The sequence below is a fragment of the Methylobacterium sp. WL103 genome, from assembly GCF_008039885.1.
GTDB classification, from domain to species: domain Bacteria; phylum Pseudomonadota; class Alphaproteobacteria; order Rhizobiales; family Beijerinckiaceae; genus Methylobacterium; species Methylobacterium cerastii.
In genome coordinates this window covers 1-14,422 of the sequence record NZ_VRUX01000058.1, presented here as the reverse complement: position 1 = coordinate 14,422, position 14,422 = coordinate 1, and the positions used below count along the sequence as shown (strand labels likewise).

Annotated in this window: 15 protein-coding genes, 1 pseudogene and 1 riboswitch; of the genes and pseudogenes, 7 read left to right on the top strand and 9 right to left on the bottom strand. The window is 69.4% G+C overall.

The window, feature by feature from the left end:
- Positions 1 to 144, bottom strand: a 144-nt coding sequence (locus FV222_RS06385) for an NAD(P)-binding protein (RefSeq protein ID WP_147813507.1), incomplete at its 3' end; no start/stop codon positions are given.
- 19 nt (positions 145 to 163) lie between these two features.
- Positions 164 to 418, bottom strand: a complete 255-nt coding sequence (locus FV222_RS06380) for a zinc-finger domain-containing protein (RefSeq protein WP_147813503.1) — start codon at positions 416 to 418, stop codon at positions 164 to 166.
- A gap of 219 nt (positions 419 to 637) precedes the next feature.
- Here FV222_RS06380 and map point away from each other — a divergent pair, with 219 nt between their 5' ends.
- The 6 genes from map (at position 638) to FV222_RS06350 (ending at position 6,581) form a co-directional block, all read left to right on the top strand.
- The gene (map, locus tag FV222_RS06375) at positions 638 to 1,456 is read left to right on the top strand and encodes a type I methionyl aminopeptidase (RefSeq protein ID WP_147761310.1); all 819 of its coding nucleotides are present in this window, start codon (positions 638 to 640) and stop codon (positions 1,454 to 1,456) included.
- Between the two features lie 4 nt (positions 1,457 to 1,460).
- Positions 1,461 to 2,207, top strand: a complete 747-nt coding sequence (gene radC / locus FV222_RS06370; RefSeq protein WP_147761311.1) for a DNA repair protein RadC — start codon at positions 1,461 to 1,463, stop codon at positions 2,205 to 2,207.
- A gap of 90 nt (positions 2,208 to 2,297) precedes the next feature.
- Complete coding sequence (locus tag FV222_RS06365) at positions 2,298 to 3,737, top strand: circularly permuted type 2 ATP-grasp protein (protein WP_147750137.1); 1,440 nt, start codon at positions 2,298 to 2,300, stop codon at positions 3,735 to 3,737.
- A gap of 81 nt (positions 3,738 to 3,818) precedes the next feature.
- Positions 3,819 to 4,763, top strand: coding sequence for an alpha-E domain-containing protein (locus FV222_RS06360; protein WP_147750136.1), 945 nt, complete (start codon positions 3,819 to 3,821; stop codon positions 4,761 to 4,763).
- Between the two features lie 207 nt (positions 4,764 to 4,970).
- On the top strand, positions 4,971 to 5,798 hold the full coding sequence (locus tag FV222_RS06355) for a transglutaminase family protein (protein WP_147761312.1): 828 nt from the start codon (positions 4,971 to 4,973) through the stop codon (positions 5,796 to 5,798).
- 30 nt (positions 5,799 to 5,828) lie between these two features.
- Entirely contained in the window at positions 5,829 to 6,581 is a 753-nt protein-coding gene (locus FV222_RS06350) for a peptidase (protein WP_147750134.1), read from the top strand.
- A 228-nt stretch (positions 6,582 to 6,809) separates the two neighbouring features.
- On the opposite strand, the gene FV222_RS06345 is transcribed toward FV222_RS06350, so the two are convergent.
- Genes FV222_RS06345 through thiO form a run of 4 tightly spaced genes read right to left on the bottom strand, consistent with a single transcriptional unit; the run spans position 6,810 to position 9,593 of the window.
- Entirely contained in the window at positions 6,810 to 7,448 is a 639-nt protein-coding gene (locus tag FV222_RS06345; RefSeq protein ID WP_246685346.1) for a thiamine phosphate synthase, read from the bottom strand.
- Positions 7,435 to 8,235 carry a thiazole synthase gene (locus tag FV222_RS06340; RefSeq protein ID WP_147761313.1) on the bottom strand — a complete coding sequence of 267 codons (801 nt, stop codon included), beginning with the start codon at positions 8,233 to 8,235 and terminating at the stop codon, positions 7,435 to 7,437. The genes FV222_RS06345 and FV222_RS06340 overlap by 14 nt, the downstream gene beginning before the upstream one ends.
- Before the next feature lie 3 nt (positions 8,236 to 8,238).
- A complete protein-coding gene (gene thiS, locus FV222_RS06335; RefSeq protein ID WP_147750132.1) occupies positions 8,239 to 8,451 on the bottom strand; it encodes a sulfur carrier protein ThiS in 213 nt (70 codons plus the stop codon).
- Positions 8,448 to 9,593 carry a glycine oxidase ThiO gene (gene thiO, locus FV222_RS06330; protein WP_348644931.1) on the bottom strand — a complete coding sequence of 382 codons (1,146 nt, stop codon included), beginning with the start codon at positions 9,591 to 9,593 and terminating at the stop codon, positions 8,448 to 8,450. Before thiO ends, thiS begins: the two co-directional genes overlap by 4 nt.
- A gap of 144 nt (positions 9,594 to 9,737) precedes the next feature.
- Positions 9,738 to 9,866: riboswitch (TPP riboswitch) on the bottom strand.
- A 213-nt stretch (positions 9,867 to 10,079) separates the two neighbouring features.
- Between thiO and FV222_RS06325 the strand changes: the two genes are divergently transcribed.
- Positions 10,080 to 10,583, top strand: a complete 504-nt coding sequence (locus FV222_RS06325; protein ID WP_246685345.1) for a TIGR02281 family clan AA aspartic protease — start codon at positions 10,080 to 10,082, stop codon at positions 10,581 to 10,583.
- Between the two features lie 2 nt (positions 10,584 to 10,585).
- Here the strand turns inward: FV222_RS06325 and FV222_RS06320 are convergent, their stop codons facing one another.
- The 3 genes and pseudogenes from FV222_RS06320 to FV222_RS06310 form a co-directional block, all read right to left on the bottom strand.
- Positions 10,586 to 11,845, bottom strand: a complete 1,260-nt coding sequence (locus FV222_RS06320) for an adenylate/guanylate cyclase domain-containing protein (protein WP_147750130.1) — start codon at positions 11,843 to 11,845, stop codon at positions 10,586 to 10,588.
- Positions 11,846 to 11,948: 103 nt separating this feature from the next.
- Entirely contained in the window at positions 11,949 to 13,943 is a 1,995-nt protein-coding gene (rpoD, locus tag FV222_RS06315) for an RNA polymerase sigma factor RpoD (RefSeq protein WP_147750129.1), read from the bottom strand.
- Positions 13,944 to 14,138: 195 nt separating this feature from the next.
- Positions 14,139 to 14,422: pseudogene (locus FV222_RS06310) on the bottom strand (DNA primase); the annotation flags it as partial.

The following is a 14,422-nucleotide window of genomic DNA, read 5'->3' as shown; positions in this document are numbered from 1 at the left end:
GGCGCCGACCTCGCTGAACCCGGTTCGGCGCTCGGCGATCGTGACGGCGTGGCCGGCGGCGTTCAGCGCCAGCGCCGCGGTCAGCCCGCCGATCCCACCGCCGACCACGGCGACGCTCAGCGCCGGCCCGGGGTCTCGCGGCATCAGGCTTCGCGGCATGGCCCTATTCGGCCGCCGCCTTCTGGTCGTGCCAGACGCTCGCCGCCGGGTCGGCGTGGCCGGCCTTCAGGTCGGCGCGTTGGCGATAGAGCGTCGAGCAGTACTGGCAGATGATCTCGTTGTCGGCACCCATGTCGAGGAACACGTGCGGGTGGTCGAACGGCGGCAGCGCGCCGATGCACATGAACTCGCGCGAGCCGACATGGATGACCGCGACGCCGAGCTCGTTGTGGAAGTGCGGTACCGCCCTGTCAGCCATCGCGCCGTCCTGTGCCTTTGGACCCGTCGCACCGGGTCGCCCGAGCCCCGCTTATGCCGCCGTGCCTCCGTCCGGCGCAAGCCTCGGAGCGAACGCAGGCGCCCTCAGGTCACGCGGCGCCGGGTCGGTCGCCCGGCGTAGAGTTCCGTGACTTGGCGCTGCGGCGGCCACGCCGTACATAAGCTGTCGAAGACCGGCCCGGCGCGGACAAGCCCCTCGATGACCCAGCAAGACCAAGCGACGCGGCGGGTGCCCCAAGCACCGATCCACGGGCCGGAGGGCTTCGAAGGCATGCGCCGCGCCGGACGCCTGACGGCGGAAGGCCTCGACGTGCTGATGGAGGCGACCCAGCCCGGCGTGACCACCGAGGCGCTCGATAAGCTCGCCTACGAGTTCGCCATGGATCACGGCGCCTACCCGGCCTCGCTGCTCTATCGCGGCTACCCGAAATCGATCTGCACCTCGATCAACCACGTGGTCTGCCACGGCATCCCCAACGACAAGCCTTTGCGCGAGGGCGACATCGTCAACCTCGACATGTGCCTGATCCTCGACGGGTGGCACGGCGATTCGAGCCGGATGGCCTTCGTCGGCGAGGTGCCGCGCAAGGCCGCCCGCCTTTGTGAGATCACCTACGAGGCGCTGATGCGCGGCGTCGCCGCGGTGAAGCCCGGCGGCTCGACCAACGACATCGGCCGCGCGATCCAGACCTACGCCGAGGGCGAGCGCTGCTCGGTGGTGCGCGACTTCTGCGGCCATGGCCTCGGCCGGAGCTACCACGACGCGCCGACCATCTTGCATTACGTCGAGGCGAGCTACGACGTGCCGCTGAGGCCGGGCCAGTTCTTCACGATCGAGCCGATGATCAACCTCGGCCGCCCGGCGGTGAAGGTGCTCTCCGACGGCTGGACCGCGGTGACCCGCGACCGCTCGCTCTCGGCCCAGTTCGAGCACACGGTGGCGGTGACCGAGACCGGCGTGGAGATCTTCACGGTGTCGCCGAAGGGGCTGAACCAGCCCGCCAACCCGGGAGCCTGAGGCCGTGCCGGGCCCCGGCGACGAGGCCGAGCACGGGCTCTTCGCCGAACGGCCGGCCGTCGCCCCGAAGCCGGAGGCGCCGCCGCACTATCTCGGCCATCGCGACCGCCTGCGCGAGCGCTTCACCAAGCACGGCGCCGACGCGCTGCCCGACTACGAGCTGCTCGAGCTCGCCCTGTTCCGCGCCATCCCGCGCCGGGACGTGAAGCCGCTGGCCAAGGCGCTGATCCGCCGCTTCGGCAGCTTCGCGGAGGTGCTGAGCGCCGAGCCGGCGCGCCTCGCCGAGGTCGAGGGCGTCAGCGCCGGGGTCGTCGCCGACCTCAAGCTGATGGAGGCGGCCGGGCGGCGGCTGGCGCGGGGCGCCATCGCACAGCGCGCGCTGCTCTCCTCCTGGGCCGAACTGATCGAGTACCTGCGCGCCACCATGGCCTTCGCCACCCGCGAGGAGTTCCGGGTGCTGTTCCTCGACAAGCGCAACCACCTCATCGCCGACGAGATCCAGGGGCGCGGCACGGTCGACCACACGCCGGTCTACCCGCGGGAGGTGGCGCGGCGGTCGCTCGAACTGTCGGCGACCGCGATCATCCTGGCGCACAACCACCCGTCGGGCGATCCGGCGCCCTCGGCCGCCGACGTGGCGATGACTCGCGAGGTCGTCGCCGTGTTGAGCCCGCTGAAGATCGTGGTGCACGACCACGTCATCCTCGGCCGATCGGGTCATGCCAGCTTAAAGGGCCTGCGCCTGATCTGAGACGTGTTTGGAACGAGCCTCGGACAAGCTCGTAATCCCTTTGCGTGGCGCGCCTCTTGCCTCTAGCGTGCCGTATCGGGGAGAGACTGTATGGCGGGCGTAGCCTTCGACGAGATGACCGCCTTCGCAGGCAGCGCGACGAGCCAAGCCGACGTCCGCGAGGCCTACGGCCAGCTCAAGGCGTGGCTCGACGCGACGCCTGTCGATCACTTCAACACCCGCCGCAGCCAGGCCGAGCTACTGTTCCGGCGTATCGGCATCACCTTCGCGGTCTACGGCGACAACGAATCGACCGAGCGGCTGATCCCGTTCGACATCATCCCGCGGGTGATCACCAAGCCGGAATGGGGCTTCCTCGAGCGCGGGCTGAAGCAGCGCGTCACCGCGATCAACATGTTCCTGAAGGACATCTACGGCGCCCAGGAATGCATCAAGGCCGGCATCATCCCGGCCGACCTCGTCTACAAGAACGCCCACTACCGGATGGAGATGCGCTCGTTCCGGGTGCCGCACGACCTCTACGTGCACATCGCCGGCATCGACATCGTCCGGACCGGCGAGAACGACTTCTTCGTGCTGGAGGACAACGCCCGCATCCCCTCCGGCGTGTCGTACATGCTCGAGAACCGCGAGGTGATGCTGCGGCTGTTCCCGGACCTGTTCTCCCGCCACCGCGTCGCGCCGGTGGAGAACTATCCGGACGCCCTGCTCGCGACGCTGCGCAGCCTCGCGCCGGTGACGGCGACCCGCGACCCCACCGTCGTGCTGCTGACGCCCGGCCGCTACAACTCGGCATTCTACGAGCACTCGTTCCTCGCCGACAAGCTCGGCGTCGAGCTGGTGGAGGCGGGCGACCTCTTCACCAAGGACGACGTGGTCTACATGCGGACCACCGAGGGGCCGCGCCGGGTCGACGTGATCTACCGCCGCCTCGACGACGACTTCCTCGACCCGTTGGTGTTCCGCCCCGATTCGATGCTCGGCGTGCCGGGCCTGATGAACGCCTACGAGCGCGGCAGCGTCACGCTGGCCAACGCGGTGGGCACCGGCATCGCCGACGACAAGGCGGTCTACAGCTACATGCCGGAGATCGTGAAGTTCTTCACCGGCGAAGAGCCCATCCTGCACAACGTGCCGACCTATCGCTGCCGCGAGAAGGAGGCCTTCTCCTACGTGATGGACAACCTGTCAGAGCTCGTCGTGAAGGAGGTCAACGGGTCGGGTGGCTACGGCATGCTCGTCGGGCCGCACGCGACCAAGCGCGAGATCGAGGAGTTCGCCAAGCGCCTGCGCCACGCGCCGGACGGCTTCATCGCCCAGCCGACGCTCTCGCTCTCCACCTGCCCGACCTTCGTCGCCTCGGGCGTGGCCCCGCGCCACGTCGACCTGCGCCCCTTCGTGCTGTGCGGCGCCGACGAAATCCGCATCGTGCCGGGCGGGCTCACCCGCGTGGCGTTGAAGGAGGGATCTTTGGTAGTGAATTCGAGCCAGGGCGGCGGTACGAAGGACACCTGGGTCCTGGACGCGTGACGGCCTGACGCCTGCCCTCACCGAGAACCGCGGAGCGGCGCACGCCTCCGGGCCGAGCCGAAGAGACCCAGCGAAACAGCCATGCTCTCCAGGACTGCCGACAACCTCTACTGGCTCTCGCGCTACGTCGAACGGGCGGAATTCGTCGCCCGCATCCTCGACGCCGCGCATCGGCTGGCCTCGCTGCCGACGAGCTACGGCGGGGGCGAGACCAACGAATGGGCCTCGGCGCTGGCCTCTGCCGGCGACCCGGAGGTTTTCAAGCCGCATTACGACGGCGTGAACGCCGCCACCGTGTGCGACTTCCTCGCCTTCAGCCCGCACAACCCGTCCTCGATCCGCTCCTGCATCGAGAGTGCGCGCGAGAACGCCCGGAGCGTCCGCACCGCGCTCACCACGGAGATGTGGGACACCATCAACGGGGCGTGGCTCGAATTGCGGTCCTACGAGAAGAAGGACCTCGACCGCGACGCGTTCTCGCGCTTCCTCGACTGGGTGAAGGGCATCTCGCTGACCTTCGACGGCTCGGCCTACCGGACGATGCTGCGCAACGACACCTACTGGTTCACGCGGCTCGGCACCGCGATCGAGCGGGCCGACAACACCGCCCGCATCCTCGACGTGAAGTACAAGATCCTCCTGCCGGCATCCGAGACCGTCGGCGGCAGCCTCGACTACTTCCAGTGGACCACGATCCTGCGCGAAGTCTCCGCCTTCAACGCCTATCACTGGGTGTATCGCGAGAGCGTCAAGCCGCTGCTGGTGGCCGACCTGCTGATCCTCAACCGGCAGATGCCGCGCTCCTTCGCCAACTGCTACGGCGTGCTCGTCGAGCATCTCGACCTGATCGCCGACGCCTACGGGCGCCGCGGCGCGAGCCAGCGCCTCGCGAGCAACCTGCTCGCGCGCCTGGAAAGCGAGGAGATCGACCGGGTCTTCGCCTCGGGGCTGCATGAGTTCGTGATCGCGTTCATCGGCGAGAACAACAAGGTCGGCGCCGCGATCGCGGACCAGTATCTCGGCTGAAGCGCCGAGGTCCGCGGAAGACGTGGCGATTCGGCTTCCAAGGACGCGGGCTCGGTTGCACCCGACCGCGGAACGTCGTGTAGAACGTGGCACCGGGGCCGCGCGAGGCTCCGACCGTCGGCGCCGCCGAGATGGGCGGAGGCGGGACGGCGAAGGCAAAGCCGGCACGAATCACGCCGGCAGAGGCAAGACGGGCAGAATCGACGCATGCGCATCCGCGTGGTCCACGAGACCATCTACAGCTACGAGCAACCGGCACGCGGGCTGATCCAGGTCCTGCGCATGACGCCGCGCGACCACGACGGCCAGTACGTCCGCCGCTGGCGTATCGAGCCGTCGGTCGACGGCCGGCTCACCGAGCGAGAGGACGGCTACGGCAACGTCGTGCACTGGTTCACGCCGGATCAGGCCTCCGACGCCCTGGTGATCCGGGTGACCGGCGAGGTCGACACCCACGAGACCCACGGCATCGTCCGCGGCGCCGTCGAGCGGCTGCCCGAGACGTTCTACCTGCGCGACACCGACCTCGTCCTGCCGAGCCCGGAGATCCAGGCGCTGTCCGACGCGGTCGCCACCGCCGGCGATCCGGCCGCGCTCCCCTTCCTGCACCGCCTGATGGCCGCGGTGCACGCGCACATGAGCTACACGCCGGGCCCTGCCAGCGCCGCCGTGCCCGCGCCGAAGGCCTTCGCGGCGGAGGCCGGCGTGTGCCAGGATTTCGCCCACGTCTTCATCGCCGCCGCCCGGCACCGGGCGATTCCCGCCCGCTACGTCTCCGGATACCACCGTCCGGAGGGAAGCGACGCCGAGCAGCAGACGCCGCACGGCTGGGCCGAAGCGCTGGTGCCCGATCTCGGCTGGGTCGGCTTCGACCCGACCACCGGCGACGCGACGACGGAGGCCTACATCCGCGTCGCCTCCGGCCTTGACTACCTCGGCGCCGCCCCGATCCGCGGCAGCCGCACCGGCGGCGGCACCGAAACGCTGGACGTGAAGCTCCGGGTGGAGCAAGCCCAGGCGGCACCGCAATCCTGACGCGCGCACCTCTTCGAAAAGCCTGATCCCATGACTTACTGCGTCGGCGTCCTCGTCGAGGACGGCCTGGTGATGATCGCCGACACCCGCACCAATGCGGGGCTCGACGACATCTCGACCTATCGCAAGCTCCACCACTTCAACGTGCCGGGCGAGCGGGTGATGATGCTGGCCTCGGCCGGCAACCTCTCGGTGACGCAATCGGTGCTGAGCCTGCTCTCCGAGGGCGTGACCGGCGACGACGGCGAGCCGAAGCTGAAGCTCGTCGAGACGACCACGATGTTCGAGGCGGCCCAGCTCGTCGGCCGTGCCATCCGCCGCGTCCGCGCGATCGAGAAGACCGGATTCGAGGCGGCGGGGCTTCGGTTCTCCGTGTCGCTGCTGTTCGGAGGCCAGATCGGCAGCGAGCCGATGCGGCTGTTCCTGATCTACTCGGCCGGCAACTTCATCGAGTGCAGCACCGACGCGCCCTTCCTGCAGATCGGCGAGCACAAGTACGGCAAGCCGATCCTCGACCGCGCCGTGAAGTTCGAGACCGAGCTCTACGACGCGCTCAAGGTCGGCCTCGTCTCGATGGATTCGACGATGCGCTCGAACCTCGGCGTCGGCCTTCCGATCGACATTGCCCTCGCCCGCCGCAACGCCCTCGACCTCGAGGTCAACCACCGGATCGAAGCCGGCGAGGGCTACTTCCACGACCTGCGCGAACGCTGGTCGGCAGCTTTGCGCGCCGCCCACCGCGCGATCCCGCGCCCGCCCTACGGGCCTGCGCCGACGAAGTAGGTTTGCCGAATCTATTCGCTCCCAATCAGCGACCTCATCCTGAGGTGCTGCAGCGAAGCGGAGGCCTCGAAGGAGGCCTCCAGGTATCGCGCGCGAGCTGGATGGCTCCTTCGAGGCGGCTGATGCCGCACCTCAGGATGAGGGGGTGGGTGGGCGAAACCGATCGAGAGCGGTTTTCGGCGAAACGCCGAGCGGGCAGCCAGGATCCCGCGATCCTTTGATCCTGCCTCAGCGCTCGTCCGAGCGGGTTGCCCAGGCGCTCAAAAGCGCGCGCGTTTCAGCCGCTGGGTCGGCGGCGCGCATCAGGCCGCCCATCACGGCCATACCCGCCGCGCCGTGCCGACGGCATTCGGCGACGGTGATGATATCGATCCCTCCGAGCGCGATCACCGGAATTCCGATCCGCACAGCTTCGGCGATGGCCCCGATCCCGAGGGCGGGGCCGTAGCCGGGCTTGCTCGCGGTGGGGAAGATCGGGCTCAGCGTCACGTAGTCCGCGCCGCCCTCGGCCGCCTCCGCGACGTCTCGGAGCGTGTGGGCCGAGATGCCGACGAGGGCTGCGCCGACCCGTTGCCGGGCCGCGGCGATGGCGGATCGATCCGTCCCGCCGCCGAGATGGAGTCCGGCGCCGAGGTCGGCCGCGAGGTCGGCGTCGCCGCCGACGGTGAGCAAGCCGCCGGCCTGGCCGACGCGTTCGGCGATCCGCGCCGCCAGCTCCCGCCGCTCGGATGGCGGCAAGTCCTTGTCGCGTAACCAGACCCAGCGACCGCCGCCGTGGAGCACGGCGGCGACGGCCTCCACCAGGGGGCGCGGCCCGTGCCGGTCGGTGACCGCCAACAGGGGCGACGGCAGGCTACGAGCCGACAAGGCCGAGCTGCGGGCTCGACGGCTCGGCCCGGCCGCGTCGGGGAATGCGGCCGGCAAGATACGCGTCGCGTCCCGCTTGGACCGCGCCGCGCATGGCGTAGGCCATGCGGACGGGGTCGTCGGCCTTGGCGACGGCGGTGTTGATCAGGCAGGCGTCGGCCCCAAGCTCCATCGCGATCACCGCGTCGGAGGCCGTGCCGATGCCGGCATCGACGATCACCGGCACGCTCATGCGGCGGCAGATCAGCTCCAGGTTGGCCGGGTTGGCGATGCCCATGCCCGACCCGATGAGCGAGCCCATCGGCATCACTGCGGCGCAGCCGAGGTCGGCGAGCCGTTGGCAGACGATCGGGTCGTCGTTGCAGTATGGCAGCACGACGAAGCCGTCGTCGACGAGGTGGCGGCAGGCCTCGATCAGCTCGGTCACGTCCGGGTACAGCGTCTCGCGGTCGCCGATGACCTCGACCTTGATCCAGTTCGTGTCGAGGGCCTCGCGCGCCAGCTCCGCGGTCATGATCGCGTCGCGCGCGGTCTCGCAGCCGGCGGTGTTGGGCAGGAAGCGACGCCCCTTCAGGATCTTGACCGTGTCCGAGCCGTGGCCCTGGAGCGAAACCCGGCGGATCGAGGCGGTGGCGACTTCGGCCCCCGAGGCCGCGACCGCATCGCGCATGATCACCTGCGTCGGATAGCCGGCCGTGCCGATGAACAGGCGCGAACTCAGCGTGACGCCGGCGACGACGAAGGGGTCGTCGGCCTCCGGACGGAGGGGTGTGAGCGTCTCGAGCATCCTCTAGCCTCCCTGCATGGCGCGTACGATCTCGATGCGGTCGCCGTCCGCGATAGGGGTACGCTCCCAATCGCGACGGCGGACGACGCGGCCGTTGACCGCGATGGCGACCCCCTGCGGATCGGGGCTGCCGGTCTCCTCCGCCGCGTGCGCGAACAACGCGGCGAGGTCGGCGGCCTCGATCTCGCGGGCTTGCCCGTTCACCGTCAGCCTCATGCCGAAGCCCTCACGTCCTGGCTTGCGGTAAACCGCGCGAGGGAGAAATCCCGGGCCACCGCCGGCATCGCGCCCGTGGTGACGAGGGCAGCGATCGCGTCGGCGGTCACCGGGGCGAGCAGGTAGCCGTTGCGATGATGGCCGGTGGCGACGACCAGCCCGGGGGCGATCTCGCCCAGGATCGGCGCGTCGTCGTCCGAGGTCGGGCGGAACCCGCTCCACACCGCCTCGACCTCCATCTCCTCGATGCCGGGCAGCACGCGCCGCGCGCCCTCCAGAAGAGCGTAGAGCCCGCCGGCGGTGACGCCGGGGCGGAAGCCGCAATCCTCCACCGTCGCGCCGACGACGATGCGGCCGTCGCCCTTCGGTGCCATGTGGACCTGCTCGGTCCACACCATGTGCGACAGCGTGCCGGTGCGCGCGGTCGTCTTCAGCGCCAACGACTGGCCCTTGAGCGGGCGGACCGGCAGGGCGAGGTTTTGGGGCAGCAGGCCGCCCTCCCCGCTCCAGGCGCCGGCCGCCAGGATCACGGTGTCGGCCTGCAGAACGCCATTGGCGGTGCGGATGCCGGTGACGCGCCCGGATGTCCGTTCGAGGGCGACGACCGGGCTGTTCTCGACGAGCGCCACGCTGGTGCCACGGCAGGCCTGCACGAGCGCCGCCATCACCCGGCTGGGATCGACCTGGTGGTCGAGCGGGCAGAACACGCCGGCGGTGACCGAGGGGCGCAGGGCCGGCTCGCGGCGGCGGACCTCGGTGCCCGCGACCCATTCGGCGGCGACGCCCGAGCGGCGCTGCAGGTCGTAGCGGAAGCGCAGGCGCTCGACCTCGTCGCGGCCGATGGCCAATACCAGCGTCCCGTCCTCGCGGTAATCGATGTCGTGGCCGGCGGCCGCTTGGAGCTCGTCGCGGAACCGGGGCCAGCGCCGCAGCGAATCGAGGGCGAGCGGGAGCAGCGGGTCCGAGCCGGGCTCGTGCTCGGCCGCGGGCGCCAGCATGCCGGTGGCGGCGAGGCTCGCGCCGGACCCGATGGTCTCGCGCTCGACGACCGCGACGGACCGACCGGACTGCGCGATGCGCCAGGCGATCGACAGCCCGATCAGGCCGCCGCCGACGATGGCGACGTCGGCGCGGACGGGCAACGTGACGGACGGGTTCGTGCCGCCGTTCGTCCGGCGAACCCCGATCGGTGATGCTGGGTGACGACCCAAAAGATCCTCCGCGTGGTGTCGCAGAGACCGGGCCTGACGCTTCCTTCGAGAAGCTGGTGCGATCCGTCCACGAGGACGACGCCCACGGTCCAATCCCTACGCCGGTGTGAACCGGATCAGGTTCGAAGGATTTCCGCGCCGCGAGCCCTTGCGAACCTGCCAGCGGTTTCTCAGCCCCTTGCCGGGGATCTCCCTGGAACACCGCAGATGTGGTCCCACTGGCCGGCCCGGTCAACCCCGTCAAAAGGGCGAGCGCGCAGGTTGGTCGCCGTCTGTCGTCGTGATGCCGAGACGGTTCGGAAACCCTGTCGGCACGAAAGGCGGCGGGTTTCCGCCGGGTACGCGCGAGGCGCCACGTATCGTTCACCGGTTCCGTGGTGGTCTCCGCCGGTCCCCCTCGGGGCGCGGAGGTTGGCGTTGCGGACGATCCTGTTGCTCTGCGTAGGGGCCGGCCTCGCCGCAGGCGTGCTCGGCGGGGTCGGCGACCGCCTGACTCACCGCAAGGCCGACGCGCGACCGGCGCCCGCGGCGCCGCCATCCTCCTCGGCACCGAGTGCGATCGCCCTCAATGCGGACCGCAGCGGCCACTTCCTCGCCGACGCCCTGGTGGACGGCCGCTCGCTGCGGATGATGGTCGACACCGGCGCCACCGCGTGCAGCTTCACCGAGGAGGCGGCCGCGCGTCTCGGCCTCGTCCTCACGCCGCGCGACTTCACCCAATCGGTGATGACGGCCAACGGCGTTGTGCGGGTCGCCCCGGTGCGCATCGGCATGATCCGGATCGGGCCGGTCACCGTGCGCGACGTCGAAGCGGTGGTCGTGCCCGGCGGCGGCCTCGGCACGAACCTGCTTGGGATGTCGTTCCTCAAGCGGGTGCGCGACTTCAGCATCGCCGGCGGCACGCTGACGCTGCGGGGCTGAGATCAGCCCTGGCGGCGATGCGGCTTCGGACGCGGCCGGTAGACCATCATCGGCTCGGAAAAGCCGTCGAGGACATGCTCGCCGAGCGGCACCGGATCGCCCCACAGGAAGTCGACGAAGGGCTTCGACATCAGCAGCGGCTCGCCCAGCGTCTTGTTGAGCCGGGCGATGCGGCTCGCCATGTTCACGTCGCGGCCGATGACGGTGAAATCGAGCCGCGTGCCCGAGCCGACGTTGCCGTAGGCGGCCTCGCCGTGGTGGAGCGCGATGCCGGCCATCATCGGCACCGCGAACTGGTGAAGGGTGTTGGCCTCCTCCAGCGCTTGGAGTGCGCCCTGCGCCGCCGTCAGCGCACCCTTGGCGGCGCCGCCGAGGTCGTCGCCCGGCTCGCGGAAGATCGCGAGCAGGCCGTCGCCAAGGTACTTCAGCACCTCGCCGCCCTCGCGTTCGATCGGCGGGACCAGGCAGTCGAAGAAGATGTTGAGCAGGTCCACCGCCTCTTCCGGCGTCATGTCCGCCGAGATGCGGGTGTAGTCGCGCATGTCGGCGAACAGGATCGCCGAGCGGATGCGCTTCACCTGGCCGCGACGGATGTCCCCCGACAGGATCGCCCGGTGCGGCTCGTCGCCGACGTAGATGCGCAGCACCGTGTCGAGCTGCTTGGTGACGAGGCGCATCTCCATCACCGCGGCGAGCGCCGGCATGACGAAGCGCAGGATCGCGACGTCCTCGTCGCGGAACCCGTCCGGGTCGCGGGTCGCGAAGGTGATGCCGTTATGGGTGCCGTTGGTGAAGAACAGCGGCACGACGATGTAGTGGGTGTAGCCGGCGGCCTTCAGGTCGGGGATCACCGAGTAGGCGTCGTCCGGCGTGTCGGCGAGATCGAGGATCAGCCATGCGGCGTCCTCGTGCACCTTCCGGAACGGGCTCGCCGCGTAGGCGCGCTCGGAAGCCTCGCCGTGCGGAAACAACCGCACCGTGGTGCCGGCCTCGCGCGTCCAGATGCGCCCGATGCCGGAATACTCGGAATGCAGCGTGTCGATCGCCGTCGAGGTCCGATCGACGGGCACGCCGACCTGGTTCAGGCGCTCGGCGAAGCCAGCGATCAGGTCGTCGGGCTCGGGCAGGCGCGCTCCTTCGCTCAGCAACCAGTCGCGGATCGCGACGCATTCCTGCAGCGCGCCGAACGGCACGTCGTCCGCCTCCGAGCCGTCGGCTGCGGCGGTCGGCGGCACGGGTGGATGCTGGCGACGCTCAAGCATACGGCCAAGGTGGGTTCGCGGACCGCCAAAGCAAGGCTTCGGGCCGCCGACGACGTGGTCCGCCGACACGAGTCGGAGCAACACGTCATGGCGGATCGGCCGCTCAGTTGTCCAGGAAGCTCCGCAGCTTCCGGCTCCGGCTCGGGTGCTTCAGCTTGCGCAGGGCCTTCGCCTCGATCTGGCGGATGCGCTCGCGGGTCACCGAGAACTGCTGGCCGACCTCTTCGAGGGTGTGGTCGGTGTTCATGCCGATGCCGAAGCGCATGCGCAGCACGCGCTCCTCGCGCGGCGTGAGCGAGGCGAGTACGCGCGTCGTAGTCTCGCGCAGGTTCGACTGGATCGCGGCGTCGATCGGCAGGACGACGTTCTTGTCCTCGATGAAGTCGCCGAGGTGCGAATCCTCCTCGTCGCCGATCGGCGTCTCGAGCGAGATCGGCTCCTTGGCGATCTTAAGGACCTTGCGCACCTTCTCCAGCGGCATGGCCAGCTTCTCGGCCAGCTCCTCCGGGGTCGGCTCGCGGCCGATCTCGTGCAGCATCTGGCGCGAGGTGCGGACGATCTTGTTGATCGTCTCGATCATGTGCACCGGGATGCGGATGGTTCTCGCTTGATCCGCGATGCTGCGGGTGATCGCCTGGCGGATCCACCAGGTGGCGTAGGTCGAGAACTTGTAGCCGCGGCGGTACTCGAACTTGTCGACGGCCTTCATCAGGCCGATGTTGCCCTCCTGGATCAGGTCCAGGAACTGCAGGCCGCGGTTGGTGTACTTCTTGGCGATCGAGATCACGAGGCGGAGGTTGGCCTCGATCATCTCCTTCTTGGCCTGGCGGGCTTCGCGCTCGCCCTTCTGGACCATGTTGACGATCTTGCGGTACTCGCCGATCTCCAGGCCCGTCTCGGAGGCGAGCGTCAGGATCTGCTCGCGCAGGTCCGAGACCTGCTTCGAACCCTTCTCGACGAGGTTCTTCCAGCCCTTGCCGCCGAGCGTCCCGACGCGGGTCATCCAGTTCGGGTCGAGCTCCCAGCCCTGGTAGTGGCGCAGGAACTCGTCGCGGGCGACGCCGTGGCTCTCGGCGTAGCGCATCAGGCGGCCCTCATGCGAGATAAGGCGCTTGTTGATGTCGTAGAGCTGCTCGACCAGGGCCTCGATGCGGTTGTTGTTCAGGGACAGCGACTTCACGTCGGCGACGACGGTGTCCTTGAACTCGGCCTGCTTCTTCTCCTGGGCGGGCGTCGTCTTCTCGTTGCCGGCCTTGCGCGCGGTCTCCTCGTTCTGGAGCTTGCGCAGCTTGCGGTAGTTGTTGGCGATCGCGTCGAACGTCTCGAGCACGCGCGGCTTGATCTCGGCTTCCATCGCCGCGAGCGAGACGTTGTTCTCCATGTCGTCGTCGTCGTCGCCGCCCTCGGGCGCCGGCGTCTCGGCCTCGGCTTCCTCTCCCTCGGTCGCGCCCTCGGCGATCTGCGGGTTCTTGCCGTCGGGGCCGGCATAGGTGGCTTCGAGGTCGATGATGTCGCGCAGCAGCACCTTGCCGTCGACGAGTTCGTCGCGCCAGATGATGATCGCCTGGAAGGTCAGCGGGCTCTCGCACAGGCCGGCGATCATCGCCTCGCGGCCGGCCTCGATCCGCTTCGCGATGGCGATCTCGCCCTCGCGCGACAGCAGCTCGACCGAGCCCATCTCGCGCAGGTACATGCGCACCGGGTCGTCGGTGCGGTCGGTCGGCTCCTTGGTGGCGGTGACGACCGCGACGGCGCGCGTCGGGGCGACCTCGGCCACCTCCGTACCCTCGGCGCCCTCCTCGTCCTCCGACGCCTCGCCGTTGGCGGGCTTGTCGGCGGCGGCCTCGTCGGTCTCCTCGGCCTCGACGACGTTGATGCCCATCTCGGAGAGCTGGGACAGCACGTCCTCGAGCTGGTCGGGGTCGGACTGCCCCTCGGGCAGGACCTCGTTGACCTCCTCGTAGGTGATGTACCCGCGCTTCTTGGCGAGCTTCACCATCCGCTTGACCGAAGCATCCGTCAGGTCGAGGAGCGGCCCATCGGTCTGCTCTGCCGGAGCGGTGTCCGTCTCGTCCCGTTCCGTTGCCTTCGTCGCCATGATCAGCCTATTGTTTCGGCGCGGCACGATGCGGGGGCCTCTCGGCCACGCCGCGCCGTCGGCGCCGCAATGCGTGTGGAACCCGGACGAATCACTTCGACCGCGTCGTAGCTCGGACTCGGTATGCAAGCGAGACGCTTGACCGATTGTTAACCATGCCGCGAAGGCGCTTCGTATTCCGCCATCGCACAGGCCCTACGACACAGTCGAGTCGTTCGTGTCCTGCAGGTCCGCCTCGGTCTCCGCTCCCGCGATCACCGCCAAGCGCTCCTTGACGTCGCACAGCCAAGCGAAGTTCGCCTCTGTTTCTTCTTCGACGAGCGCACGTTCCGCCTGTCGGAGTTCGCTATTTAGCGCGCCGGCCTTGCGGTGCAAGATCACGGCCTGACGCAATGCGTCTTCCAGCTTGACCAGGTCGGCATGCGGATCGAGCGCCCAACGGTCGCCGGGGCGCACCCGCGCGGCGAGCCGCGCGGGTG

Excerpts from the sequence above, each read along its gene's own strand:
- FV222_RS06380 (WP_147813503.1), bottom strand. The coding sequence starts at position 418 with ATGGCTGACAGGGCGGTACCGCACTTCCACAACGAGCTCGGCGTCGCG.
- map (WP_147761310.1), top strand. The coding sequence starts at position 638 with ATGACCCAGCAAGACCAAGCGACGCGGCGGGTGCCCCAAGCACCGATC.
- FV222_RS06365 (WP_147750137.1), top strand. The coding sequence starts at position 2,298 with ATGGCGGGCGTAGCCTTCGACGAGATGACCGCCTTCGCAGGCAGCGCG.
- FV222_RS06360 (WP_147750136.1), top strand. The coding sequence starts at position 3,819 with ATGCTCTCCAGGACTGCCGACAACCTCTACTGGCTCTCGCGCTACGTC.
- FV222_RS06355 (WP_147761312.1), top strand. The coding sequence starts at position 4,971 with ATGCGCATCCGCGTGGTCCACGAGACCATCTACAGCTACGAGCAACCG.
- FV222_RS06350 (WP_147750134.1), top strand. The coding sequence starts at position 5,829 with ATGACTTACTGCGTCGGCGTCCTCGTCGAGGACGGCCTGGTGATGATC.
- FV222_RS06340 (WP_147761313.1), bottom strand. The coding sequence starts at position 8,235 with ATGCTCGAGACGCTCACACCCCTCCGTCCGGAGGCCGACGACCCCTTC.
- thiS (WP_147750132.1), bottom strand. The coding sequence starts at position 8,451 with ATGAGGCTGACGGTGAACGGGCAAGCCCGCGAGATCGAGGCCGCCGAC.
- FV222_RS06320 (WP_147750130.1), bottom strand. The coding sequence starts at position 11,845 with ATGCTTGAGCGTCGCCAGCATCCACCCGTGCCGCCGACCGCCGCAGCC.
- rpoD (WP_147750129.1), bottom strand. The coding sequence starts at position 13,943 with ATGGCGACGAAGGCAACGGAACGGGACGAGACGGACACCGCTCCGGCA.